The sequence below is a fragment of the Bacillus sp. 2CMS4F genome (assembly GCF_023161785.1).
GTDB lineage: Bacteria > Bacillota > Bacilli > Bacillales > Bacillaceae > Bacillus > Bacillus halotolerans.
Genome location: NZ_JALNTO010000005.1, coordinates 68990 through 94840, shown reverse-complemented (window position 1 = coordinate 94840; position 25851 = coordinate 68990). Strand labels below are relative to the sequence as shown.

Sequence of the window (25851 nt, the reverse complement as noted above, 5' to 3'; positions counted from 1 at the left end):
CGGCTCATTTCTCAAACTAGCTGTTTTATAAAAAATAGACGCCCTCACAAACAGTCTCTGCCGGGCCTGTCATCATCACATGGCCGTTCTCTTTCCAATTAATGACCAAATCTCCGCCCGCTAAATGGACCGTAATGTCTTCATTTCGTCTTGATACGCCGTTTAAAACAGATGCGACAGCCGCTGCACAAGCGCCTGTTCCGCAAGCCTGAGTGATGCCTGATCCCCGTTCCCACACGCGGAAGTGCAGTTCATGTTCATTCACGGTTTCCACAAACTCGACATTCACACCTTCCGGAAATTTTGGATCTTTCTCAATCACCGGCCCCAGTGTCGTCAGCGGAGCCTGTTCAATATCGGCAATCGGAAAAACGATATGCGGATTGCCCATGGAAACCGCGGTGCCTTTTAGTTCAGCTTCGCCAAATGTCATTGTTTCATTAATGGTTTGCTCCTCACCGCCGCCAAGCATCGGAAGCTCGGCTTTTGTCAGACGCGGTTCACCCATATCGACAGTGACAACATTCACTTTTCCGTTTTCAGCTTGAACCTCCGCTTTTACAAGCCCGGAGAGGGTTTCAATCAGAAAAGATGTTTCCTCAACCAGCTTATGCTCATACGCATATTTTGCAACGCAGCGCAGGCCGTTGCCGCAGTTTTTCCCTTCAGACCCGTCATTATTAAAAATCCGCATTTTGACAGGTGCTTGATCTGAAGGACATATGAGGATCATTCCGTCGGAGCCGATCCCTGTATAAACGGAAGACACTTGAACCGCTATTTCAGACAGTTGTTCTTCCGGCAGTTGTTCTTCAAATTGATTCACGTATATATAGCTGTTTCCAAGTCCGTGCATTTTGGTAAATCGAAATGAGTTCATAGAGGCCTCCAACTTTTTCTCTTTTTCTTAGTATAAAAGCTATTATAAACGGACACAATACAATTATCCCCCGTTTTTCATACATAAAAGCTCCTTGCAATGACGCAAGGAGCTTTTATCTTTTATATGAACATGCCGGCAATAGCTGCGCTCAGCAGATTGGCTAATGTTCCCGCCAGAACAGCCTTTAACCCGAGGCGTGCGATATCTGAGCGGCGGCTTGGCGCTAAACCGCCAAGCGTACCGAGCATAATCGCAATCGAAGAGAAATTTGCGAATCCGCATAACGCAAAACTGATAATCGTAGCGGTTTTTTTAGAAAACTCGCCGATGTGCGGACCGAAATGAGAATAAGCGACAAACTCATTCAGCACCAGTTTCTGGCCGATAAAGCTTCCGGCATGCAAGGCTTCATGCCATGGCACACCAATCATAAAGGCGATTGGAGAAAACACATAGCCGAGGATAGATTCTAATGTGACATCTTTTAAACCGAACAAGCCGAAAACACCGCCGAGAATACCGTTGACCACGGCGATTAATGCGACGAATGCAAGCAGCATCGCACCAACGTTCAGCGCAATTTGCAGACCTGTTGACGCACCCTTTGCAGCCGCGTCAATCACATTGGCCGCTCCTTCGCCTTCATCCATTTTGAAATCGCCTTTTACTGTTTGCGGCGTTTCCGTTTCAGGAATGATTAATTTTCCGAATACCAGACCCGCAGGAGCAGCCATGAAGCTCGCCGCGAGCAAGTATTCAATCGGAATACCGAGAAGGGCGTAGCCAAACAAAGTTGAACCCGCAACAGCCGATAGACCGCTCGTCATAATTGTAAACAGTTCAGAGCGCGTCAGCCCTGCAATGAGGGGCCTGATCACTAACGGAGATTCCGATTGCCCTACAAAAATATTAGCAGCAGCCGCAAGAGATTCCGTTTTGCTTGTCCCAAGAAGTTTCGACAATCCGCCGCCGATCACACGGAAAATGAGCTGCATGATTTTTAAATGATATAAAACTGCGATCAGTGCTGAGAAGAAAATGATAACAGGCAGTACACTTAATGCAAACGCCGGGCTGTCGCCGACTTTTAAAAGCGGCCCAAATATAAAACTGATGCCTTCATTCGCATAATCAATCAGAAGCTGTACACGGCTTGAAAACCATAAAAAAACAGCGCGTCCCGCTTCCCATTTCAACACGATGTATCCAAACGCCACCTGTATACATAAACCAACGATGACGGTTCTTATTCTAATATTGCTTTTCTTTTCTGAAAATAAAAACGCGATGGCGATTATCCCAACTGCGCCGAGCAGTCCCCAAAGAACATTCATGAATACACCTACACCTCTTAAAATTTATTTAAAACAAATCTTTTATACGATAACAATAATATTTTTTGATGTCTACACATTTTTTCAGTACTTTTGTACCGCAAAATAAAAAAGGGCCTGAGACAGGCCCTTTTCTTCAAAACATTGGGTTTTCTTCAATAAATGTATATATATTCTCAACAAGCTCAGCAGGTGTTTCACCCGTAACGACTTCTCCGTTTACTAGAGCGAATAGTGATTCCATACATTTCCCGCAATAGCTTAAACAGCCGTATTCAAGAACATCCAGATTCGGATCTTTCTCTAAAATCGCTCGGGCTTCCTGAGAGCCGTGAGCCAGATTGCTGACACAAAATTCAATCATTGGATTCATGCGGTTTCACCTCACATATGAACATTATCGCGAATTTTTCACTATTCGTCAAAGACAACGAACGCATTAAAATTTATTATCGTAACATATCATTCCTGCAATAACGTTTTACTAATTTGCCTTTTAAGGCTAATTTGTAGGTTATTTTGAAACTAATATTGTGATTTTAGATCAAATTCGATATAATTCTAGATGTTATTTTACAAAGTTCGTATTTTTCATCAATGTGTCTATCATACTCTTCGGGTTAAAGGGGAATTCAAATGAAAAAATTGGTCTTGATCGGCGGAGGTTACGGAAACATGCGTGTTCTTCATCGCTTATTGCCCAACCAGCTGCCTCATGATGTTTCAATCACGTTAATTGACAGAAATCCTTATCACTGCTTAAAAACAGAATATTATGCCCTTGCCGCAGGCACAATTTCTGACCACCATATCAGAGTGACGTTCCCAGAGCACCCTCGCCTGGATGTCGAGTACGGCGATATTTCATCAATTGATATTGCACAAAAACAAGTGCTGTTCCATGACCGCGAACCGATTTCTTACGATGACGCAGTGATCGGGCTCGGCTGCGAGGATAAATATCATAACGTGCCGGGAGCGCCCGAATTCACCTACAGCATTCAAACCATCGATCAGTCCCGCGAAACCTATCAAAAGCTGAACAACTTATGCGCCGAAGCGACTGTTGCCATTGTCGGAGCAGGCCTTAGCGGCGTTGAACTTGCAAGTGAATTAAGAGAAAGCCGTGACGATCTGAACATTATTTTGTTTGACCGCGGAGATCTCATTTTATCAAGCTTTCCCGAGCGTTTGAGCAAATATGTGCAAAAATGGTTCGAAGAGCACGGTGTCCGCATTATTAACAGGGCAAATATCACAAGAGTAGAAGAAGGCGTTGTGTATAACCACGATGACGCAATTTCCGCAGACGCCATCGTATGGACAGCCGGCATACAGCCGAATAAAGTCGTCAGAGACTTGGATGTGGAAAAGGACGCACAAGGCCGTGTCGTGTTAACCCCTCATCACAATGTCCCGGGTGATGAACATCTGTACGTTGTCGGAGATTGTGCCAGCCTTCCTCACGCACCGAGTGCCCAGCTGGCAGAAGCTCAAGCAGAACAGATTGTCCAAATATTGCAAAAACGCTGGAATGGTGAAGCCCTTCCTGAATCAATGCCTCAGTTTAAGCTGAAAGGCGTTTTAGGTTCACTCGGAAAAAAAGCCGGCTTCGGACTTGTTGCTGACCGGCCGCTGATCGGCCGTGTTCCGCGTTTGCTGAAATCCGGCTTGCTGTGGATGTACAAACACCATAACGGATAATAGCAGAACCGCTGATGAAGTCAGCGGTTTTCTGTATAACCGTATCTCTCCATTTCCTCATATACATCCTTCAATTTCGGATTGCCTTCTCCGACAATTTTATTTTCGACGAGGACGAGCGGATAAAAATATTCGTCATTTCTGATTTTTTCCGCAAGCTGTTTTACGTTTTCGACGTCAGGCGGCTCGTAAATGTCGATGTATTGGATTTCAAAAGGCTGATTCGGATATTTTCTTTTCAGCGCAGCCTCAAGCCATTCATATGTATCTTTAGCCGTCGGCATATTGACACAGCTTGCACAAACGGTTTCTGCCCCATATACGCTGAGCATGACTGTTTTGGTCATTGATAATGCCCCCATTTCTCTGCGTTAGTTCTTTCTATTAAGTATACAGAGACAAAAGACGTTTTTATAGAAAAAAACCGTTTTTGTGTTCAAGTCTGAATGTGCTATAATAATGGGAGCAATTCTGCAAACCAAACAATAGATTTTTATTGTTACACTGAATATAATGGTTTTATGACGACGAAAGGAGCGAATGTCATGACTGAAGTTGAAATGAAAGAACAGGTGCAGGAAGTACTGGACAAACTTCGTCCGTTTTTACTTCGTGACGGCGGTGACTGTGAGCTTGTAGACATTGATGAAGGTATTGTTAAGCTTCGTCTTTTAGGCGCGTGCGGCAGCTGCCCAAGTTCAACAATTACGCTGAAAGCCGGAATTGAACGCGCTCTTCTTGAAGAAGTGCCGGGTGTAATTGAAGTAGAACAAGTCTTTTAATAAAGCAGCCAGGCTGATATTTGATCAGCCTGGCTTTTTTTATGAGAGATATTGGTCAAACCATGAGCTTATATAGGCCAGGCGCTTGATCCGCTGTCCCGGGTGTCCGCTGCGTGACAAATTATGCGATGCTTTCGGAAAACGGACCAGCACGGTTTCCTTGTCCATTTTTTTCAAGGCGATAAAAAGCTGTTCAGCCTGTTCAATCGGGCACCGGTCATCACGTTCGCCATGAAGAATTAAAAGGGGCGTCTCCACGTTTGCCGCATATTTTAAAGGGGAACGGTCCCACAGTTTTTCCGTATCGGTAAACATGTCATGCTCAAGCTGCCAGTCCGTGAAAAAATAGCCGATATCACTAACGCCGTGAAAGCTGAGCCAGTTTGAAATCGAACGCTGAGTGACAGCTGCTTTAAAACGATGTGTCTGCCCCACGATCCAGTTGGTCATAAAGCCTCCGTAGCTTCCGCCTGTGACCCCTATCCGCTCGGCATCTATCTGCGGGTCTCTTTTGATCGCCTCATCCACTGCCTGCATCACGTCCTGATAGTCTTTTCCGCCGTAATCCCCTCTGACTGCGTTCACAAATTCCTGTCCGTAGCCATGACTTCCTCTTGGATTTACATAAACCACTGCATATCCTTTCGCCGCCAGCACCTGTAATTCGTGAAAATATGTATGCCCGTACATCATATGCGGACCGCCGTGTATATTGAGAATAAGCGGATAGTTTTTGCCCTCTGCAGCGTGAGCAGGTTTCATCAGCCAGCCGTTCACCGTCATCCCGTCTTCTGTCACATATTGAATGTCTTCAGGTAACGAAATGAGGTGCTCGTCAACAAACTTGTCATTCGCATCAGTCAGCCGTTTTTCTTCCTGTCCAAGCGGAATGCTGTAAAGCTCACTAGGTCTGCCAGGCTTTGTCACACTGGCAATAAAGCTGTGTTCATCAGGATGCATAGAAAAGCTGTTGATATATTCTTTTTCTAACCGAATCGGATATACGAGTCCCTCTATAGAAACATAATAGATTCCCGTGCTGCCTTGTTCTGTGCCGATGACATAAAACCCTTGACTGTCTTTTGTCCAAACCGGGCGTTGTTCAGCTCCTCCTATCAGCGAATCTCCAATCAACGCATCCGCTAAGTGAACGTCCAGCATATCAGTGAGACACGTAAGGCGGTCTAGCTCTATATCATAAAGCCACGCTTTTTCTAGCGTTGCATTCCGATATTCCTGTTCATGCCCAAGCAAAGCAAGGTACCTTCCGTCCGGTGAAAAAGAGCTGGGTCCGAATGAGCCGCGATGAGAGGTAATCAGCTTGAGATCTTCTGTCTCCAGCGACACCATGCAGACATCGTGCGGCTTGCTGGCATCATCCGTTTCAGTCAAATTAGCCGAAAAAACGAGAGATTTGCCGTCAGGAGAAAAAGCCGGATCGAAGTGGTCAGCTTTTTCATTAGTCAGCTGTTTTACCTCACCAGACTTCACGCTGACAAGCACAAGCTGAGCATACGCGCCTCTCGTCAGCCCTTTTCCGTCCCGTTTATAGGCTAAACCATGCACTTCAACCGGTTCAAAGCTGTCGGGTTCCGTTTTCTCTTGATCATAAACACTTTCTTCATCTCCAAGACTGACCGTGACAAGCACTGACTCTCCATCCGGAGACCATACCGGCTGAGACACACCATACGGAATATCAGTCAGTTTTTTTGCCTCACCGCCTTCAGCGCTCATTATATAAAGCTGAGACACATCGCCATCACGGTCAGAAACAAACGCAATCTGGCGTCCGTCAGGAGACCATCTAGGATCAGTACTCCGCTTTTCTCCATATGTCCAAGGAATGGACGCGCCGCTTTCTGCATCATATACCCATATATTTGAAGTATATGAATCTTTCTCTTTGTTTGCTTGTGACTTCACATAAGCCGCACGCTTCCCGTCCGGGGCGTATTGAGGGTCTGTCACCGAGACAATGGCTGTCATATCTTCCGCGGTCATCAGCTTTTTCATATCAATCTCCTCCTTTTTACATGTATTTCGTTTTTCTAAATAAAAATCCCTTTATATCAGGAAGAAAAAAAGCGTCCTCCGCTGACGCTGAGGAACGCTTGGAATGAACTATACACTTTTCACTTGATAGAAAGGATTTCGCTCTATTATACTTCCCTCTTTCGGAACGGTCAAAGCGTCGACTTCACAATGCGGGAAATGAAGTGCGAGCTGCTCTTTCAGCGCTTCTCCTTTTCCTTTTTCGGTCATGACGAGAATCGTCGGCCCCGCTCCGCTGAGGGCAGTTCCATAAGCGCCTTTCATCTCGGCAACATGCTCCACTTTAGACAATTCCGGGACAAGCATCGCCCGATACGGCTGATGGAACATATCCTTTTTCATGATTTTTCCGACAAGCGGCCAATCCTTTGACATGATCGCCGCGATGAGAATGTTGCTGACGGCGCTGGCTTTTACAGCGTCCGCATATGGAAACTCTGCCGGGAGCACGTCCCGCGCGTCTCTTGTCAGCACCTCGTAAAAAGGAATGACAACCACGACATCAATGTCGGCATCCGGCACGCGGATCATTTGCGTCCCGTCGTCTTCATGCAGTCCGATCACAAGCCCGCCGACGAGAGAAGCGCCTGCATTGTCCGGATGTCCTTCTTCAAGGCTGGCTAAATGCAGCTTGTCTGCTTCGGAGAGCTGTAAACCGCATAATTCGTCTGCCAGTTCTATAGCCGCCACTATGGCCGCAGCACTGCTGCCAAGACCGCGTGCAAGCGGGATGTCGCTCCACACTTTCACATGTGCAGGAGGCATTGCTTTTCCGTACATATCTGCCGTCCGTTTCGCCACTTGATAGATCATATTATCTGTACCCGCCGGAATTCCGGCGACTGTTTCTGTTTCAGCTTCAAAAGACCAATGATCGCTTTCAAAGACGGTCAGCTTCAAATATCTGCTGAGCGCCATTCCGACTGAATCAAAGCCGGGGCCTAGGTTAGCCGTGCTTCCTGGAACAGTGACAGAGAACAGCATGTCGGCATCGTTCATACACGGGCCGCTCCTTTTAAGTATTCGAGGATGCTGTCTTCATCAGTCGGCAGGGTGACCGGCTTCATTTCAGAAATGTCGACCGCTGTGTTCGGGTCTTTCAGCCCGTTCCCTGTTAACACAGCCACAACCTTGCTGCCTTTCGGAATTTCTCCGGATTTTACTTGTTTCAGCACACCTGCAATAGATGCGCAGGAGCCCGGTTCTGCAAACACGCCTTCTTCACGGGCAATCAGCTGATACGCATGAAGAATTTCATCGTCAGTGACTTCGTCAATTTTCCCATTGGACTCCTCAGCCGCTTTTACAGCTTTATCCCAGCTTGCCGGGTTTCCGATACGAATCGCTGTTGCCACTGTTTCCGGGTTTTCAATAACTTCGTTGCGGACGATCGCAGCTGCACCTTCCGCTTCAAAACCGCGCATTTTCGGAAGGCCAGTGCCGTTTTTCTCATGATATTCTTTGAAGCCTTTCCAGTACGCTGTGATGTTTCCCGCGTTTCCGACCGGGATCGCCAAAACGTCCGGTGCTTCGCCCAGCTGTTCGCATACTTCAAAGGCAGCTGTTTTTTGGCCTTCGATGCGGTAAGGGTTGACCGAGTTGACAAGCGCGATCGGTGATTTTTCACAAATTGAACGGACAATTTTAAGGGCATCGTCAAAGTTGCCGTCGATCGCAATGATTTCAGCTCCGTACATGACTGCTTGAGCGAGCTTGCCAAACGCGATTTTCCCGTTCGGGATGATGACAATACATTTCATATCGGCGCGGGCTGCATAAGCAGCCGCAGCCGCTGATGTATTTCCGGTTGACGCGCACATAATCGTGTCGTTGCCTTCCTCTTTCGCCTTTGCCACCGCCATGACCATCCCGCGGTCTTTAAAAGATCCAGTAGGGTTTACGCCTTCTGTTTTGGCATGGAGCTCAATCCCGAGCTGTTCAGACAGCTTCGGCAAATGAATGAGCGGCGTATTGCCTTCATGTAACGTAAGCGCCGGTGTTTGATCCGTTACGGGTAAAAACTCTTTATATTGATGGATAAGTCCTTTCCACATTAGCTCCAACCGTTCCCTTCTACACGATATGTGCTTTTGACTTCTTGAACGACTTCCAAATCATTTAAGTTTTGCAGGATATCACTGAAATCAGCTTCTGATGTGTGGTGTGTGACGATGACGATTTCTGCTAACTCATCATGCCCCTTAATCGGCAGCTGAAGAATTTTTTCAAAGCTGACGCCCCGTTCTGAGAACACAGACGTGATTTTCGAGAATGAGCCCACCTCATCCTTCACGTGAATTCTCAAGAATTGCTGTGCATAAATATCGGACGGCGACTTCATGTTTTTCTCATATTGCGGCGCAACAAAGCTGTTGCCGGTTACGCCGAGACGCATGTTTTTCATGACAGCAACCAGGTCAGACACAACTGATGTGGCTGTCGGCATGCTTCCCGCTCCCGGGCCATAGAACATCGTCTCTCCGACAGCTTCGCCATACACGTAGACGGCGTTATATTCATTATGCACGGCAGAAAGCGGATGGTGGTCTGGAAGCAGCGTCGGCTGAACGCTGACTTCAATTTTGCTGCCGTCACGCTGGGCAATCCCGATCAGCTTCATTGTGTAGCCGAGACGTTTGCTGAAGCTGATATCCTCGTCTGTAATCTGGGAGATCCCCTTCACTTTGACATCTTCCAGATCGACGTTCATTGAGAAGCCGAGACGCGCCAATATTGCCATTTTCCGTGCGGCGTCGAGCCCTTCCACATCTGAAGTCGGGTCAGCTTCGGCAAACCCCAGATCCTGGGCTTCCTTAAGCACTTCCTCGTAAGGGCTTTTCTCTTTAATCATTTTGGTTAAGATAAAGTTCGTTGTTCCGTTTACGATTCCCATCATTTTAGTAATCCTGTCTGATGAGAGGCCTTCCTCTAATGTGCGAAGAATTGGAATCCCGCCAGCAACGCTGGCTTCGAAGTAAATATCACAGCCATTTTCCTTTGCTTCGGCTAGCAGTTCAGAACCGTACACGGCCATTAAATCTTTGTTTGCCGTGACAACGTGTTTTTTCGTTCTCAAAGCGTCAAGCAAATATTGTTTTGTCTGCTCAACACCGCCGATTACCTCGATGATGACATCAACATCTGGATCGTCGATCACATCATATACTTCTGTCGTGAGCACTTCCTTCGGCAAATCTACTTCTCTTTTTTTCTCTACATCTTTCACAAGCACTTTTTTTATTGTAATTGGACAGCCAACCTGATGCATCAGCTTATCCTGATGGTCTTGAATAATTTTAACGACACCGCTTCCGACGGTACCTAAGCCTAAAAGCCCTACACGAATTGCTTTCAAAAAAACTCCACCCTTCTTCGAATTGTCCTCTCAAGAGAGACAATTGTTAACTCAACACAGACATATAAGTTACAAATATTATATAAGCCCACTTCTGTTTTGACAAGACAACAATCTGCTGAATTTTGCGAATGTAAACGCTTAACCAATTGATATGACAAGATTCTTTATTTTCTAATTATTTTTGTCAGATTTTCTCCTTCCTTACAAGCCGCCCTTTCCGAGCCAGCTGACAGGGGGAACAAAAATGTTCTGCGCCCTCATGTTCATAAACTCCTGGGCGGCATTCAGAAATTGTTCATAGCCCGAATCGCTGAGAATGTAGTCGAGCTGCTCTTCATAATAGTGCTTTTCCGATTCTGAAGAAATATAGTAGCCTTCCACGATTTCATAATAATGAAGCGGAAAAAGGAGACGGCTGTACAAAAGACGTTTCGAAAATGAAGACAGCGGTGTGATTTGCTCGTATTCCTGCAAAAAGCGAAAGCCCTGCCGGTTAAAATCATCACGATGGTGCAAAAATGTGTGTCTCATATATTCGGCTAAATCGCGTGCAGCGTGGTCAAAGACCCAGTCAGCCGGAATCCTGATAAGGGATTCAGAAGACCACGTATTTCTTTCCATCCTCTGATGGCATATTGTTCCTGAATCAGCTGCTTGCGGTTTGTCATCGAGCTCAGTATCGACTAAATATTGAATTGCATTTTCTGACAGTCCTAAATAATATGGAAACGATTCAATCATTTTTTTATCAAAGGGCTCGTGCGGAGGGGTATGAACCTTTCGCTGCCAAAACGCTTCAAGCTGATCAATGCGTTTTCCCCACAGGTCTTTCCACTGCCCGATTCTTCCGGCCTCCTTCACTTCGTACGGGTATCCTCTGCCCTTTCGATGAAACTCCGCCAGTTCTGTCCCTATGGAAAATGCCCGGTTTGAAAAAGGAGGAGCCGCCTTCAGCAGGGCGTACGTTTTTCCTTCATGTTCAAAGGTCAGCTCGCCTTCTTTTGTAAAGATAAAAACGGAAACGTATGGGTCACTTTGTTCTTGTAAATACTGACTCATGTAATAAAGCTCCGCCAGCTCCTCATCTGAGAAATGGGAAACGGGAACAATCAAAAAGAAGGAATTCGGTGTTTGAAAGCATTGATACGTATGCTGATACATGGAAAGCTGCCTGATATGAATGCCGTATTTTTCTTTTATTGTGCCTTTCACAATGATCACCTGCCTGTTGAATTAGGGCTCATCACATCGTAGTCATACACAGGCGGAATTATGAATACATATTTTAATCCGACGAAGGAGCAAGAAAAAGTCGTAAACATCTCGTACGTTTTGTATAAACTAGTAAAAAAAGATTGGGTGAAGTTGATGTCAGATAAAGAACAAATCAGTCAGATGGAAGCCAAAGCAAGAGAACGGATGAAGGAGCGCGGCGTTGAGGTATCTGATATTGCCGAGCTTGTCTTTTTTCTGCAGAAAAAATATCATCCGGATTTAACCATGGATGAATGCACGTTGAATGTGAATCGGGTCCTCGCAAAGCGTGAGGTGCAAAACGCGATTTTAACGGGCATTGAATTGGACGTTCTTGCTGAGCAGAAAAAACTGTCTGAACCGCTGCAAACGATGCTGGAGATAGATGAAAGCCTATATGGAGTAGATGAAGTTCTGGCTTTTTCCATCGTGAATATTTACGGGTCCATCGGGTTTACAAACTATGGATACATCGACAAGGAAAAACCCGGTATCCTCGGCCGTTTAAATGATAAATCAACCGGCGAATGCCATACATTTCTTGATGACATTGTCGGCGCTATTTCCGCTGCGGCCTCCAGCAGGCTTGCACACCGCGCGCGGCATACAGAATAAAGGGCACCCTTTTGGGGCGCCCTTTTTTATATATGCTGAATCCACTCAGTCAGAGAATCAATAGCGTGAGTCGGTTTTTCCATATCGTCTGTCATATGCTCTCTTTTCGTTACGCCTGTGTGGACAAGCAGCGTATCCATCCCTGCATTAATGCCTGCCATAATGTCAGTCGCGTAGTTGTCGCCAACCATAAGTGTTTCGGATACGTCAGTGCCGAGAACACGCATCGCCTGCTCCATGATGATGGATTCCGGCTTGCCGATAAATACCGGCTGCACGCCTGTGGATACGGTTAACACGGAGGTCAGTGAACCGTTGCCCGGCAGAAGGCCTCTTTCAGTCGGTATGGCAATGTCACCGTTTGTGGAAATAAAGCGGGCGCCATTTCTGATTGCGAGGCAGCCGACGGCAAGTTTTTCGTATGTAATCCCGCGGTCAATTCCGACAACAACAAAGTCCGCATCTTCCTCTGCAAAGGTCAGGCCGTTTTCTTCAATCGCCTGGCGAATTCCTTCTTCCCCGATCACATACACAGACGCGTCTTTTTTCTGCTGGGCGATATGCTGGGCAGTCGCCATGCTTGTCGTAAAAACCTGCTCCTCTGTTGCCGGAATGTCAAAAGAGACCAGCTTGTCCGCCACCTGCTTCGGTGTGCGGGAAGAGTTGTTTGTCACAAAAAGATAAGGAATGCCGCGGTCTTTCAGCGTTCTCACAAATTCACAAGCTTCCTCGATTTTTTCTGTGCCGTTGTACATCGTTCCGTCTAAATCAATTAGATATCCTTTATATGTTTTCATTTTTAAACACTCCTGTGGCTTTCCTGTCGTTATTTAAACGCGGAAACAGGGCCCAGCTCTGTTTCCAAGTAGCTTCTGATTCGTTTCGGAAAGACTTGAAGGACCGCTAGATGCGCGGTGATCAGCTTGTAAAGCTCTGCACTGTCAGCGAGCTGATATTGCTGAACCAATGTTTTTCGGTACGCAATCAATTGCTTCAGCTCTGCCCCCTCTTCTTCCGTTACGACTTTTTCATCAACCAGTATGTCCATGATATCATCATAGCTGCCCGGGTCCCGCATAATAAAACCGTCAATCATGTCATTTCCTGTATCGAGAATGCATTCGATTAACAGGTGGCCGATGCGTTCAAGCGCGAGCCCCTCGATCTCGGATTCCCAGTCTGTTTGTGAATGAAACAGCGCCAGCTGACGCTCGTAGAACCCAAGTGTATGCTCTATTTTGTTTCTGTCAACAAAATACATGACAGCATCCCCTTTGTGTAATGGTTATTTTCTGATCCGTTTTAAGACAAAATACGCACAGCCGAAATTACAGTATTCGTAAATGTATTCGTCCAATGTGCTGATTTTCGTTTCAAAGGTCGCCTTTTGATTCTGGTCGTCAAAGAAGCCCTTGAGCCTGAGCTGGCCGTATCCCCAGTCTCCCACAATGTAATCGTATTTATTTAAAATATCGGAATAACGGGCTTTAAAAGCCTCTTCGTTGAAGCCGTCTTTGAAATTGTGCACCAGCTCAAATTCGGCATTTTGAATAAGAATCATGATCTCACCTCTTTTTCACTCATTCCTATCATAATTCATTGCCCCGTCCCCATCAATTGCTAAAGAATAATTCGTGTGATTTGGCTACCCTACACATGAGGAGGGATTACAAATGAAACGAACTGCTGTCAGCCTCTGCCTGATGACCGGGCTTTTATCCGGATGCGGAGGCGCAGGATTCAATAACGCTGAGCAGAATGCCCAGCATCAAAATGAAACCAGACCCATTCATGTATCTGACCGCGATGAGGCTTTTAACAGGCATGATGAGAATGAACAGTTTGGTTATGTCCGCTATCAAAAAGAACAATTGGACGCCGAACAGCAGGAGACACCGGCGCCAGACCGTGAAGAAACCGCTCACATCATATCAAGCTTAACGGTTCAGCTCCCTCATATTCAAGATGCCGCAGCGCTTGTCACTGACCAAGAAGCGCTTGTCGTGTACAAAACCGATTCGAAAAACCGTGAGCTGACAGCTGATCAAGTGAAAAAAACGGCGGTTTCGGTGATTCCACGTTACTATCATGTGTACATTTCCGACAATCCGAATCACATGCAGGCCATCAAAAATTACAGCAATCTCGGTTCCAGTTCAAGAGATGTCAGAGATATCATGTCGGGGACGATACAAGAAATGAAAACCTCCCCGCAAGGAAGCCCTGTCTCGGAAAACGAAAATGCCAATGGAGAAACACGCCAGGACAAGGAAACCAATAGGAATGACAAAAACGCCAGATGATCTGGCGTTTTGGCATTATGCTTGCGCTTGGCGTTTTTTAGATGCTTCGTTAACCTGTTCATCCGCATGGTAGGAGGAACGGACAAGCGGACCGGCTTCACAGTGGCTGAAGCCTTTTTGCATCGCGATTTCCTTCAATTCTGCAAATTCATCAGGGTGATAATATTTTTGGACTTTTAAGTGCTTCTTCGACGGCTGCAGGTATTGGCCGATTGCCATAATATCAACATTGTTTGCCAAGAGGTCGTCCATCACTTCGATAATTTCTTCTTTCGTTTCACCGAGTCCGATCATGATGCTTGATTTTGTCGGGATGTCAGGCTGCATTTCTTTCGCGCGGCGCAAAAATTCCAATGAACGGTCGTAAGTCGCACGCGCACGGACTCTTGGCGTCAGGCGGCGAACCGTTTCGATATTGTGATTCAGGATGTCAGGGCGCGTATCCATTAACGTTTTTAAGTTATCATAGTTTCCGCCCATATCTGACGGAAGCACCTCAATCGTTGTGAACGGGCTTTTTCTCCGGATTGCACGGACAGTTTCCGCGAAAATACCCGCACCGCCGTCTTTTTGGTCATCACGCGCAACAGCTGTGATAACCGCGTGTTTCAGATTCATCAGAGCGACGGAATCTGCTACGCGTTCCGGCTCTTGCAGGTCAAGTTCAGTCGGAAGGCCCGTTTTGACGGCGCAGAAACGGCACGCTCTCGTACAAACAGATCCTAAGATCATAAATGTCGCTGTACGTCTCACTGCCCAGCATTCATGAATATTCGGACATTTTGCTTCTTCACATACGGTGTGCAGATTATTTTCCCGCATGAGTTTTTTGAGTCCTGTATAATTTTCATTTGTATTTAATTTAATTTTGAGCCATTCGGGCTTTCTGAGGTGTTCGTCTTTCTTTGCCAATTCCCATCATCTCCAATATCCAATATACTCAATTTCTGACACGAAACATTCTGAAAACGAGATAGGTGCAGTTTTTTCATTTCTGCAACAAAAATAATGTTTTTCTAACTAAAGAAAGTCTTTTCTTTAGACACTTTAACATAGGAAAAATTTCTCGACAAGGGAAGATGATTACTGACATTTTCTCGCCGGGTTGCCGCAAACTATGTGTATTCAATATTGAAAGGAGATTATTTTGTGAAAGTTGTGTTATCTGCCCTTCTTCTCCTTTTGTTTGCATTTGAACCTTATGCGTCTGGAAAAGAGCTTTCAGATCCGGTGCTTTCCAAACGGATGGAATTATATCATAAAGTCGAGGCTGTAACGCAGATTCCTTGGTATGCGCTTGCCGCTGTTGATCAATACGAGGAGAATGTGCGGAGCAACAGAAAGGATCTGCCTGACAAAACGGGAATCATCAGCATCTATGTACCGGATGAGATCTGGAGCGGACCAGAAAACCCGAACCCGAAAGACGATGCGCCGTTAAGCATAAAAGTGTTTGACGGAATCGGAATGGACGGTGACGGCGACGGGAAAGCCGAGGTCAGCAATGATGAAGACATTCTGTATACATTCGCACAATATCTGCTGTCGTACGGCACAGATGAGGAGAATATCCGCATCGGGCTCTGGAATTATTACCGCCGTGATCAAACGGTGGGAATCATATCCGAGTTCATGAAGCTGTTTAAGGCTTACGGTCATATTGATTTGGGCGAGCATGCGTTTCCGCTTCCGATCAGAACGGATTACAGTTACCGCAGCACGTGGGGAGACGCCCGGGGCTTTGGGGGAAGGCGGATTCATGAAGGAACAGATCTCTTTGCCCACTATGGCCTTCCTGTTAAATCCACCTGTTACGGCGTCATTGAAATGAAAGGCTGGAACCGCTTTGGAGGATGGAGAATCGGCATCAGAGATATTAACAATACGTATCATTATTTCGCCCACCTCAATGGGTTTGCAAAAGGCATTAAAACAGGGCAGATCGTTGAGCCCGGCCAAGTGATCGGGTCAGTGGGCAGCTCAGGATACGGCCCGCCTGGCACGGCCGGAAAATTCCCGCCGCACCTGCACTATGGCATGTATAAGGATAATGGAAAAACTGAATGGTCGTTTGATCCTTATCCACATTTGAGAGCGTGGGAGCGCTATGAGTACAAGAAAAAGAAATGACGAAAGCCGCCTCATGAAAAGGCGGCTTTATTTGCTGTTTTTTTCATTTTTTGAATCATGGCTGTCTTCTTCTTTGCTGCTTGGAAGCTGGACAGAAGGCGTAACACTTGAACCGCCGCTTCCGTTATAAAATTGCGGCACTTCGCCCTGCACTGCTTTAATTGATACAGGAACATTATTGGTGACCACGGCTGTTTTGCTTGCGAACGGGATGATGACCTTCACTTTAATTTCTACGAAGATGCTGATATCAATAAGTGCGTTATTAATGCCGTATGGCTTTATTTTTGTTTTGACGTCTGTAAAGGCGTCACCGATCAAATTGAACCGGACCGGGATTTTCGGGCCGAGGTTTCCAAGAAGGCTGTTTCCTGTCACCTGTCCCAATGGGATGTTGATCATAATATTTTCACTGGCGCCGCTGTGTCCGGTGTGGGTTTCCATCTCTTTCAGATGAGACTGAAGCTGTTTTGTCACCTTTGTTTTCACACTGTTTATAATCTGTGTATTAAAATCGATTGTCGTTAAATTTCCGTTTTCATCAGAATTCATTTGAAACATATCTTTCATATTTTCGCTGTCAGACATATAATCCTCAATCGAATCCTGAATCACCTCTGTTGCCACACGCTTCGTTTCCATTTCACCGATGCTCATTAATACCGGTTTAATCGAGCCGTTGATAATCCAAAGGCTGACTGTTGTTGATATGATAAAAAATACGAGTGACAGCAGCAGCACGTACCGGAAAGGCAAAGGTCCTCTCTTGCGAAGAGGGCCGCGATATCTTGGCAAGAAAATCCCCCCTTACATATCACAATGTATGCTTGTAAGGGGGGACATAGTAATAGCCAAGGCCAATTTATTTTATTTCACCATTTTTAAAAGCGCTTCTCTGCCGCTCATGCCGGTATGAATGCCAAGATCTTCTGCGGCATATGTGACGGATTCTAAAGGGGCGTCTAACAGCTGGTCAATTGTTCGCACACCAACCGCCCGTCCCGCCACAATTCCACGCTCCTTTAATTTTTCATTCAGCAGCGCCACATCAAGCGCGCCGCACATAATGTATCCGTGATCATTGGAGACTGCCATGAAATTTGTTTTTGGAAGCTTTACTGTCACAGCTGTAAAAGGCTGTCCTTCGATCATAATCGGTGTCAGATTTACCACGTCAACCACTCCCTTCCTTCATCACTTTATGATGAAGGGCACGGCTTGTTGTGGGCTGACCTCCTTATTGTGCAAGCTTCCAGGCAAGCAGATCCCGCAAAAATTCCGGCATAAAATATTCTTTTACCTCGGCGTCGCGGATGATCGGAAACAGCCTGCCGAGCGTAAACATGTCAAGCACGGCCACAGCGTATTGTTTATTTTTATCTATGTCATCTCCGTTCAGCGTAATCCGGGTGACGTGCGTCATCCCATCGTCCAGCCGTTTTGTTTCGACATCGACACCCGCGTACACCATTTTCCCCATTACTTCTCCCCGGAAGCCCAATCCTTTAATTCGAAGCTGCTCCATCTGTTCCGAAGCGGCATGAACAATCGTTTCCTTCAGTTCCTCTCCCGTCAGGCGGACAGTAACCGGGTTGATGGGGTGAGGGCAGATGCGGTGCAGGTCAAGTTTGGTCACCGGGCCGGCTTTAAGCGGTCCGAGGATGACGCCGGAATTCACCATGCTGATGTCGGCTCCGCACCATTCCTTTAGCGCATATGCCAGAAGTAAAGGCAGATCGGATTCTTCAAACCACTTGACTTCAGCATCTTGCGCAAGCTCCGCAACGGCAACGGACAGCTTTTCCTTGGCTTCACGTTCTTTTTCCTCAAGAAATGCTTTGGTTTCCGCCGATTCTCCTGTCCATTCCGCCATGTTTTGAACAGACGCTGTTTTGCTGATGATTTTTCGCTTTTCAGTGTCCATCGTGATGTCTACACAGCCGACATAGTTTCCGTATTTCTCAGCGCTGGCAAGCAATACGCCGTTGACCATCTGTCCATTTTCAAGCAGATGGTGAGTATGAGACTCGAGGATAACGTCAATCTCCGGAACTGCTTCAGCAACCGCTTGATCGTCAAGAATTCCCAAATGCGACAGGAGAACGATGATATCAGCCTGTCCTTTCACTTCCTGTATGGTTTCTTTTATACTTTCGAGCGCATCAGTAACAGTCCATTCCAGCTTGTCATAGACGGGATAATACGGCACCGTTACGCCTAACAAAGCAATGGTCATGCCGTTTCTCAATGTTTTGATATGGTAAGGAACCGCCCAGGACGGGCGGTTTCCGTTTTTGTCATACAGATTAGAGACGATAACGGGAAACTCGGCATGATCATATAAAGAAGCAAGCTCTTCATGAGGAAGCGTAATCCCCTCGTTATTGCCGATAGCCGCTCCATCAATTTGAAGACGGTTTAAGAGGTCTACATTGGTTTTTCCGAATGTCGCCTCTGTCACAAAATGAAAACGATCAATATGATCACCAATATCAAAAACGAGCGTCTCTTCGCTGTGCAACTGATGTTCTTTTCTCTTTTGCTCAATATAATCTGTTATTTTGGGCCAATTTTCAAAATGGCTGTGCAAATCATTTGTGTGATATAAGCGGAGCTTCTCTTTCATACCATTCTCTCCCTAATCGTTCAGCTGAAAATGCCTTCATAAATGAGCTGGCAGCCGATCAAAATTAATACGATCCGCATAATCATGACGATCGTTTTCGTCTGCATTTTTCGGTTGATGGCGGCGCCAAGCCTTCCGCCGAACCAAGCGCCGGGCACAAGTGCGAGGGCATACAGCCAATTCACATGCCCGGACATGATATGTGAAACAGATCCTGTCATAGAGGACAGGAAAATAATGAACATGGACGTTGCCACCGCAACCTTTGGCGGGAACAGAAATAACAGCATCATGGCCGGAACCATCAGCGAGCCGCCGCCTATTCCAAAGAGCCCGCCTAAAAAGCCGACAACAAAGGCGATGGCAATCCCGACAGATGCCTGATATGAGTAAGTATAGGGCTCTCCGGCATCATCCTGAAAAGTCCGTATTATTCCTCTGTGCTCTTTGTTTACCGGCCGCGCCTTCGCTTTCAGCATTAAGGATAATGAAATAAGAATCATAAATATGCCAAACCAAATGGAAAACGAGTTTGAATTAAAAAGCTTTGACACGTAAGCCCCAATAATGCTGCCGGGACCTGAACCGATAAAGAAAATGAGCCCGCTTTTATAATCAACCGTTTTATATTTAATATAAGCCAAAGTTGAGGAAAGACCCGTAAAAATAATGACCAGAAGCGAAGTCCCGATGGCGACTTGCGGCGTCACATCCTGAAAATACGGCGTCACCGCGCTTAAAAACATCATGGCCGGAACGATGACAATCCCGCCGCCGAGTCCAATCAAACTTCCTACCGTACCCGCGATAAATCCCAGTACGATCAAAATCACAAACGACATCAATCAAAACCTCTTTTCTAAAATAAATCGAGCTGTCTCGGAGAAAGTCCGGGGTACTCGATATCAAGCAGTTCAAGCATCTGCTTGCCGTTATCCGCGGCGTCTCCGCCGGAATTGTTGTTGAACAGGACAAATACATCTTTACACTGCTGCTGCAATTCGTTCAGATGCTTTTTCCAGTCTTCCAGCTCCTGTTTGTTATAGCGGTATAAATATCTGACCTCACGCCAGTTTTTCCCGCCATCGGGCTTCATCCAGCCCTGCTTATTGCGTCCGTGAAACCTGACGAGCGTTTTGTTTTCATCGGTCGCCCGCAACACAGTCGGGACGCTTCCCTCGCCGATTTGCGGTTCGTCACATACGCTGTGAATCCAGCCTTCCGCTTTCATAAAGGAAAGCGTCTGCTCATAAAATGGCGGCGAAAACCAGGAGCGGTTTCTGAACTCAAGCGCGCAAGGAATATCGCCCATTTGATTTTTGCACCATCTTAAATAAGCGACATTTTCTTTCTTGCAGTCAAACCACGGCGGAAATTGAAACAGCACCATGGCGAGCTTATGGCTATGTAAATATGGCGTTAAGGACAGCTTAAAAGCATCAAACATCTCCTCTTTGGAGTCAAACGGAATGTCGCCGCGCTGATGCCCCGTCATGCCCTGATACGCTTTAATGATAAATTGGAAGGTTTCCGGTGTTTCCTTCACCCACTTTTCATTGTTGCGCGCCGGCTGAATCGCGTAAAAGCTCGCGTCTAATTCCACGATCGGAAAATGGGAGGAATAGGCCTGCAATTTTTTCTGGCTGGCCGTTTTCGGCGGATAAATGCTGTCATGATCCCCCCATCCCGTCAGTCCGATATAAATCACATTCATTCACCTCTCTTCCAGTTTATCACACGCGTTTTCAGGTTTCCTCGGAAATGCTGTTCATATTGCGGAAAAACGCTGAGCGCAGATGCTGATATTGTTCCTCATTGGTATCCAAAAACGCCTCCTCTCTTGAGGAAGGGATATTTTGGTACTCAATAGGCTCCTGAAACTGTTCACTCGTAAAGTCATACACAGCCCCATTTATGCTGTTATAAAAATGCCAGCTCTCACCGACCTTTGTTTTGAAAATATCGCCTCCGAATTGCTCCTGTATCACCAATGCCGTCACGCCGCATTGGCCGCATGCCGGACATTCTTTCGTCCATTTGGAACTCGTATGCAGCGACCATGATTGGTTTAGTATGTGTTTGATGTGTTCCATCATCGAAAGCCCCCTTTTTAAAAAGATACCACGATGATGGATTTTTAAAAACTACAGTCACTGACATAAAAAAACCGGCAGAATTCAATCTGCCGGGCTTACGAAGGAACGACCAATGCTCCCTCAATTCCGCTGTCTGCTTTCTCCCCATCACTGTACACGCTCCGTCCTCTGCTGTAGGTGGCCGAGATGCGGCAGGGGAAAGTATGTCCTTCATAAATGCTCTGCTTATGTTTTGCAAACATCGTTTCTGTTGTGACTGTGTACGGCTCCATGCTGACGAGAACGAGATCCGCGTCCCGCCCCTCTTCAAGCCGCCCTTTTTGCTGAAGGCCGAATCGCTTCGCGGGTGCCCCCGCTGTCCATTCAGCAATGGTTTCAAATGGAATATCCCGCTCAAGGGCCAATTCAAGCATGGCCAATAAAGTAAACTGCCCGCCGCTGATTCCGCCCCATGACAAAAACATATTATCCTCCCGCTTCAGAGAAGGACGGCAGGGGGAGTGGTCCGAGGACACCATGTCAATATCCCCCGCGATCAGCGTATCAATTAACGCCTCTTTTGATGGCTTCGATCTGAGCGGAGGGGCGCATTTTGCGACAGAACCCTTTTCCCGTAAATCGTCATGGCTGAACAAAACATAATGCGGGCATGTTTCGACCGAAACATCAAGCCCTTCCCGTTTCGCCTCTCTGATCAGCCGGACCGCTTTCGCCGTGCTGATATGGACAAAATGAACTGGACAGCCCGTCACTTTCGCATACTGAATCGTGCGATACACCGCTTCAGCTTCGGCTTCCTCCGGGCGGGAGGCCGCGTACGCATCCGCATTCACTTTCCCTTTATTCGCCCATTCCATCTGCAAAAAGCTTGTGATCGCATCGCTTTCTGCGTGAAGAGCAAGGATTTTTCCTGCGGCCGCAATTTCTTTCATTCCTTTGAGCAAGGTCCGTTCATCAACAGAGCGAAACTCCTCTGTGCCTGATTTTGATAAAAATGCTTTAAATCCTATCGCACCCGCTTCAGCCATCGGATGTATGTCATCAATATGACCGGGCACAAGGCCGCCCCATAACGCAAAATCCACCGCCGATTTTCGCCTGCCGATTTCAGCTTTTGCGAGAAGGTTTTCAGCCGTCACCGTGGATGGAATGCAGTTCAGCGGCATATCAAAATAAGTGGTGCAGCCGCCTGCAGCCATCATCTGTGAGCCCGTTTCAAACCCTTCCCAATCCTCTCTGCCCGGTTCGTTGAAATGAACATGGCAATCGACCGCACCCGGAAAAACATATTGCCCGCTAGCCTCCACAACTGGCGCCCCCTCTGCTTCAATTGCAGAACCGATCTTGGCAATGGTCCCGTTTTTCATTGCAATATCAGCTTCTTTAACACCATCCGGCGTGACTGCCTTTGCTCCTTTTATTACTAAATCGTAAGCCATACTGAACCCTCCCCTGTAAGGATGATGAATTTTTATGTCAGTTTATGTAACACAATCAGTCTATTTTCAACATTTTACTGTTACTATGATCGTATTACATCAGCAAAACAGCTAGAATTAATAATGAAATTTATTCATCTTAACCAATGGTTACTTTTTGTGCGAAAAGGAGAATGAGCTATGAATATTTTTGATGTGATGAAAATACCAGCTTACGAAAATGCAGTTTTAATTGCGGGAAAAGCAGGGGGAGAAAGAGAGGTTCAGCATGTCAACATGATGGATGCTCCTGATATCGCGGATTTTTTGCATAAAGACGAGCTGCTCGTCACCACCGCGTATCACCTGAAGGACAATCCTCACCAGTTATCAGAGCTGATTCGGCAAATGGCAAAACGCGGCTGTGCCGGTCTCGGCATTAAAACAAAACGGTACCTGGAGGATATCCCGAAAGAAATCATTGACCTCGCCGATTCACACGCGTTTCCGATCATCGAGCTCCCTGAGCATATACGCCTCGGAGACATTGTCAACGCCACGCTGAGCCATATTCTTGATATGCGTTCAAACGAGCTTCAGCAAGCCATTTACGCACATAAAAAATTCACAAACCACATTATGAGCGGCAAGGGATTGCAATCTCTGCTCAAAAAGGTATCAGACCTCCTTCATCTTCCCGTGCTGCTCCTTGACCAGCATGCCAAAATGCTTTCTGCATCTCATCAGATTTCATTTGAAACCGAAAAGCTCAAAAGCACGCTGCACACCGTGTCCGGGCCGTTTTTCACTTGTTTTTCTTCGATCTCAAATCAGAAAACATATTCTGTCCTTCCTATCTATAATCACGAAAAAAGCTGCGGCTACCTGCTTATACCGGAAATGGTCCAAGCCGCTGATAAAGGATTGATTCTCACCATTGAACAGGCTGCGAACGTGATTTCCTTTGAGCTGCTGAAGGAAAACGCGCTGAAGCAATATAGCCGGCGGGCGCGGAATGAGTTTTTCAGTAATTTTATCGAGCGGTCGTTCTCTTCTGACGACGAAATCAAAAACCGGGCAAAAGAATTTAAGCTCCGCTGGGATCAAAAATATATGTGCATCGCCGGAAAGCTCGACCGGAATGACAGATCGATCAGCTTTACTGAAAATCAGCTGGCCTCTGACAGCGTATTTGAATTTCTTGAAGGCGAATTGTCTGCCTTCCCGTTTCCGCCTCACCTCTTTATTAAAGGAAATGTCGGCATTCTGCTGATCGAGGCGACAGACAGCTGGAGTGAAATGCACGCCTCGGTGATCAGCTTTTTAGAACAGTTCCAAACACAGGTCAAAACCCAATTTAAACGGACATTGTCCTTTGGCATCAGCAACATTTGCCAAAAGCTTATCGATGTTCCGGACGCTTTCACAGAAGCGTCTGACGCTCTCCAATCAGGGCATTTATCAAGAAGCACGGAGTTTATCCAAGTGTATCACGCAAAAGATGTACCTGAGCTGCTCCGACTGCTTCCGGTTGAGGATTTGAAGAAATTTTACAATTCCACTCTTCAAAGCCTGGCTGAAAAGCAGCAGGAGGATCAAAGCCTGCTTCATACACTGTCTGTCTATCTAGAGACACACTGCCAGATTTCCGAGACGGCAAAACGTTTGTACGTGCATCGCAATACGGTCATCTACCGCCTCGAAAAATGTGAAGAATTACTGGGCAAAAGCTTAAAAGATCCCGAAACGACAATGCGGTTGCGGCTTGCTTTGCGGATGCAGCGGCTGATTAGCTAGCACTTGTCACATGATGTTACAAACGAAATGTCTTTTCGTTACTTTCAGCAATAACGCTCCTATTTTTCAGCTACTGTAGCCAATGACAGCCGGCAAACGGCACGTTATCATGTTACTAAAGTTCACATAAAAAAGGAGGGACTGTAGTGAAACAAAAACCGTTTGCAGTGTTCACTCTTGGCCTGCAGCATGTGCTGGCCATGTACGCAGGTGCGATTTTGGTGCCTCTGCTTGTCGGCAGAGCGCTGAATGTAACGTCGGAACAGCTGTCCTATCTATTGGCGATTGACCTGTTAACATGCGGAGCCGCGACGCTTTTGCAAACCTGGCGAGGAGCGTACATCGGCATCGGCCTTCCCGTCATGCTCGGCAGCTCGTTCGTGGCCGTCACCCCGATGATTGCAATTGGTGCAAATTACGGCATTTCAGCGATTTACGGTTCAATCATTGCAGCCGGTGTCTTGATCTTCTTGTGTGCCCGTTTCTTCGGCAAGCTGATCGTGTTATTCCCTCCTGTCGTAACAGGAACTGTTGTGACCTTGATTGGTCTTTCTCTTGTTCCGACAGGTGTGAAAAATATGGCTGGCGGAGAAAAAGTAAACGGCAGCGCCAATCCCGAATACGGTTCACTCGAAAACCTTCTTCTTTCTGTCGGCGTCCTTATCCTGATCTTAGTCCTCAACCGCTTTCTCAAAGGGTTTGCCCGAACGCTTTCCGTTCTGATCGGGATTGCTGCGGGTACTGCGGCCGCTGCCGTCATGGGCAATGTCAGCTTTTCATCTGTATCTGAAGCCCCATTCTTTCAAATCCCGAAGCCGTTTTACTTCGGCGCTCCATCTTTTGAAATCGGTCCGATCATCACGATGCTGATCGTCGGAATTGTCATTATCGTTGAATCAACCGGCGTTTTTTACGCCATCGGAAAGATATGCGGCCGGCCCCTAACCGAAAAAGATCTGGTCAAAGGCTATAGGGCAGAGGGGATCGCCATTATGATAGGCGGGCTGTTCAACGCCTTTCCCTATAATACATTTGCACAAAACGCCGGATTATTGCAGCTGACAAAGGTGAAAACGAGAAACGTCGTCGTCACCGCGGGCTGTATCCTTCTTTTCCTTGGGCTGATTCCTAAGGTTGCCGCTCTTGCTTCCTCCGTTCCCGCGGCTGTACTCGGCGGCGCAACCGTTGTCATGTTCGGCATGGTTATCGCCTCCGGAGTAAAAATGCTCAGTACAGTGGATCTGAAAAACCAATATCATCTGCTGACCATCGCCTGCTCAATCGCACTCGGCATCGGCGCCAGCACAGTACCGGCGATTTTCGCAGAGTTTCCCGCTCCGATCCGCATTTTGGTCAGTGACGGCACCATCACAGGAAGCCTGACCGCGCTCTTTTTAAACCTATTCTTCAGTTTGCGCGCCAGCAAGAAAAAAACCGTTCAGAAGGAAGAACTGCCGGTATTAGAAAACACACTTGTTTTAGAAAAAGAGGTGTAA

The 25851-nt window shown here is 46.7% G+C and carries 27 protein-coding genes; 7 read left to right on the top strand and 20 right to left on the bottom strand.

Annotated features, from left to right (window positions below):
- Positions 1–25: 25 nt before the first annotated feature.
- From dapF to MTN95_RS09845, 3 genes are all read right to left on the bottom strand, one after another.
- Entirely contained in the window at positions 26–880 is an 855-nt protein-coding gene (gene dapF, locus MTN95_RS09855; RefSeq protein ID WP_248338010.1) for a diaminopimelate epimerase, read from the bottom strand.
- Positions 881–1002: 122 nt separating this feature from the next.
- Positions 1003–2217 (bottom strand): NupC/NupG family nucleoside CNT transporter, encoded by a 1215-nt coding sequence (locus MTN95_RS09850; protein WP_105991632.1) that lies wholly within the window; start codon positions 2215–2217, stop codon positions 1003–1005.
- 136 nt (positions 2218–2353) lie between these two features.
- Positions 2354–2590, bottom strand: a complete 237-nt coding sequence (locus MTN95_RS09845) for a YuzB family protein (protein WP_010331736.1) — start codon at positions 2588–2590, stop codon at positions 2354–2356.
- A gap of 263 nt (positions 2591–2853) precedes the next feature.
- On the opposite strand from MTN95_RS09845, the gene MTN95_RS09840 reads away from it, so the two are divergent.
- On the top strand, positions 2854–3921 hold the full coding sequence (locus MTN95_RS09840; protein WP_024122723.1) for an NAD(P)/FAD-dependent oxidoreductase: 1068 nt from the start codon (positions 2854–2856) through the stop codon (positions 3919–3921).
- A gap of 20 nt (positions 3922–3941) precedes the next feature.
- Here the strand turns inward: MTN95_RS09840 and MTN95_RS09835 are convergent, their stop codons facing one another.
- Positions 3942–4268 carry a YuzD family protein gene (locus tag MTN95_RS09835; RefSeq protein ID WP_024122724.1) on the bottom strand — a complete coding sequence of 109 codons (327 nt, stop codon included), beginning with the start codon at positions 4266–4268 and terminating at the stop codon, positions 3942–3944.
- A 99-nt stretch (positions 4269–4367) separates the two neighbouring features.
- On the opposite strand from MTN95_RS09835, the gene MTN95_RS09830 reads away from it, so the two are divergent.
- Complete coding sequence (locus tag MTN95_RS09830) at positions 4368–4703, top strand: NifU family protein (protein ID WP_175422398.1); 336 nt, start codon at positions 4368–4370, stop codon at positions 4701–4703.
- Between the two features lie 39 nt (positions 4704–4742).
- Here the strand turns inward: MTN95_RS09830 and MTN95_RS09825 are convergent, their stop codons facing one another.
- The 5 genes from MTN95_RS09825 to cotNH all read right to left on the bottom strand — a co-directional run bounded on the left by MTN95_RS09825 (position 4743) and on the right by cotNH (position 11331).
- Positions 4743–6719, bottom strand: coding sequence for a S9 family peptidase (locus MTN95_RS09825; RefSeq protein ID WP_248338008.1), 1977 nt, complete (start codon positions 6717–6719; stop codon positions 4743–4745).
- A gap of 108 nt (positions 6720–6827) precedes the next feature.
- Positions 6828–7757, bottom strand: a complete 930-nt coding sequence (gene thrB / locus MTN95_RS09820) for a homoserine kinase (protein WP_105953816.1) — start codon at positions 7755–7757, stop codon at positions 6828–6830.
- Entirely contained in the window at positions 7754–8812 is a 1059-nt protein-coding gene (gene thrC, locus MTN95_RS09815) for a threonine synthase (RefSeq protein WP_105954119.1), read from the bottom strand. Before thrC ends, thrB begins: the two co-directional genes overlap by 4 nt.
- Complete coding sequence (locus MTN95_RS09810; RefSeq protein ID WP_101864117.1) at positions 8812–10113, bottom strand: homoserine dehydrogenase; 1302 nt, start codon at positions 10111–10113, stop codon at positions 8812–8814. Before MTN95_RS09810 ends, thrC begins: the two co-directional genes overlap by 1 nt.
- A 204-nt stretch (positions 10114–10317) precedes the next feature.
- Entirely contained in the window at positions 10318–11331 is a 1014-nt protein-coding gene (cotNH, locus tag MTN95_RS09805; protein WP_059292705.1) for a spore coat-associated protein CotNH, read from the bottom strand.
- A gap of 153 nt (positions 11332–11484) precedes the next feature.
- Between cotNH and MTN95_RS09800 the strand changes: the two genes are divergently transcribed.
- A complete protein-coding gene (locus MTN95_RS09800) occupies positions 11485–11985 on the top strand; it encodes a phosphatidylglycerophosphatase A family protein (RefSeq protein ID WP_024122730.1) in 501 nt (166 codons plus the stop codon).
- A gap of 26 nt (positions 11986–12011) precedes the next feature.
- Here MTN95_RS09800 and nucF read toward each other — a convergent pair whose 3' ends face one another.
- Genes nucF through MTN95_RS09785 form a run of 3 tightly spaced genes read right to left on the bottom strand, consistent with a single transcriptional unit; the run spans position 12012 to position 13546 of the window.
- A complete protein-coding gene (gene nucF, locus MTN95_RS09795; RefSeq protein ID WP_044158995.1) occupies positions 12012–12782 on the bottom strand; it encodes a 5' nucleotidase NucF in 771 nt (256 codons plus the stop codon).
- A gap of 29 nt (positions 12783–12811) precedes the next feature.
- Positions 12812–13246: a DUF86 domain-containing protein gene (locus tag MTN95_RS09790; RefSeq protein ID WP_248338005.1), complete on the bottom strand. Its 435-nt coding sequence runs from the start codon at positions 13244–13246 to the stop codon at positions 12812–12814.
- 24 nt (positions 13247–13270) lie between these two features.
- Positions 13271–13546 (bottom strand): YutD family protein, encoded by a 276-nt coding sequence (locus MTN95_RS09785; protein ID WP_003228682.1) that lies wholly within the window; start codon positions 13544–13546, stop codon positions 13271–13273.
- Positions 13547–13658: 112 nt separating this feature from the next.
- Between MTN95_RS09785 and MTN95_RS09780 the strand changes: the two genes are divergently transcribed.
- Positions 13659–14288: a YhcN/YlaJ family sporulation lipoprotein gene (locus tag MTN95_RS09780; protein ID WP_202852983.1), complete on the top strand. Its 630-nt coding sequence runs from the start codon at positions 13659–13661 to the stop codon at positions 14286–14288.
- Between the two features lie 15 nt (positions 14289–14303).
- On the opposite strand, the gene lipA is transcribed toward MTN95_RS09780, so the two are convergent.
- A complete protein-coding gene (lipA, locus tag MTN95_RS09775; RefSeq protein ID WP_010331747.1) occupies positions 14304–15200 on the bottom strand; it encodes a lipoyl synthase in 897 nt (298 codons plus the stop codon).
- Positions 15201–15437: 237 nt separating this feature from the next.
- Between lipA and lytH the strand changes: the two genes are divergently transcribed.
- On the top strand, positions 15438–16418 hold the full coding sequence (gene lytH, locus MTN95_RS09770; RefSeq protein ID WP_044159001.1) for an L-Ala--D-Glu endopeptidase: 981 nt from the start codon (positions 15438–15440) through the stop codon (positions 16416–16418).
- Between the two features lie 27 nt (positions 16419–16445).
- On the opposite strand, the gene yunB is transcribed toward lytH, so the two are convergent.
- From yunB to MTN95_RS09735, 7 genes are all read right to left on the bottom strand, one after another.
- Complete coding sequence (yunB, locus tag MTN95_RS09765; protein WP_248338003.1) at positions 16446–17213, bottom strand: sporulation protein YunB; 768 nt, start codon at positions 17211–17213, stop codon at positions 16446–16448.
- 72 nt (positions 17214–17285) lie between these two features.
- A complete protein-coding gene (locus MTN95_RS09760) occupies positions 17286–17591 on the bottom strand; it encodes a YunC family protein (RefSeq protein ID WP_105953819.1) in 306 nt (101 codons plus the stop codon).
- Between the two features lie 64 nt (positions 17592–17655).
- Entirely contained in the window at positions 17656–19044 is a 1389-nt protein-coding gene (locus MTN95_RS09755) for a bifunctional metallophosphatase/5'-nucleotidase (RefSeq protein ID WP_248338000.1), read from the bottom strand.
- Between the two features lie 20 nt (positions 19045–19064).
- The gene (locus MTN95_RS09750) at positions 19065–19886 is read right to left on the bottom strand and encodes a sulfite exporter TauE/SafE family protein (RefSeq protein WP_024122737.1); all 822 of its coding nucleotides are present in this window, start codon (positions 19884–19886) and stop codon (positions 19065–19067) included.
- 17 nt (positions 19887–19903) lie between these two features.
- A complete protein-coding gene (locus MTN95_RS09745) occupies positions 19904–20752 on the bottom strand; it encodes a DUF72 domain-containing protein (RefSeq protein WP_105954120.1) in 849 nt (282 codons plus the stop codon).
- Positions 20753–20789: 37 nt separating this feature from the next.
- On the bottom strand, positions 20790–21137 hold the full coding sequence (locus tag MTN95_RS09740; protein ID WP_059334803.1) for a YunG family protein: 348 nt from the start codon (positions 21135–21137) through the stop codon (positions 20790–20792).
- Positions 21138–21235: 98 nt separating this feature from the next.
- Entirely contained in the window at positions 21236–22579 is a 1344-nt protein-coding gene (locus tag MTN95_RS09735) for an allantoinase (RefSeq protein WP_248337998.1), read from the bottom strand.
- 180 nt (positions 22580–22759) lie between these two features.
- Here MTN95_RS09735 and pucR point away from each other — a divergent pair, with 180 nt between their 5' ends.
- Positions 22760–24355 (top strand): purine catabolism transcriptional regulator PucR, encoded by a 1596-nt coding sequence (pucR, locus tag MTN95_RS09730; protein WP_059292619.1) that lies wholly within the window; start codon positions 22760–22762, stop codon positions 24353–24355.
- A 200-nt stretch (positions 24356–24555) separates the two neighbouring features.
- Positions 24556–25851: a nucleobase:cation symporter-2 family protein gene (locus MTN95_RS09725; protein ID WP_282459460.1), complete on the top strand. Its 1296-nt coding sequence runs from the start codon at positions 24556–24558 to the stop codon at positions 25849–25851.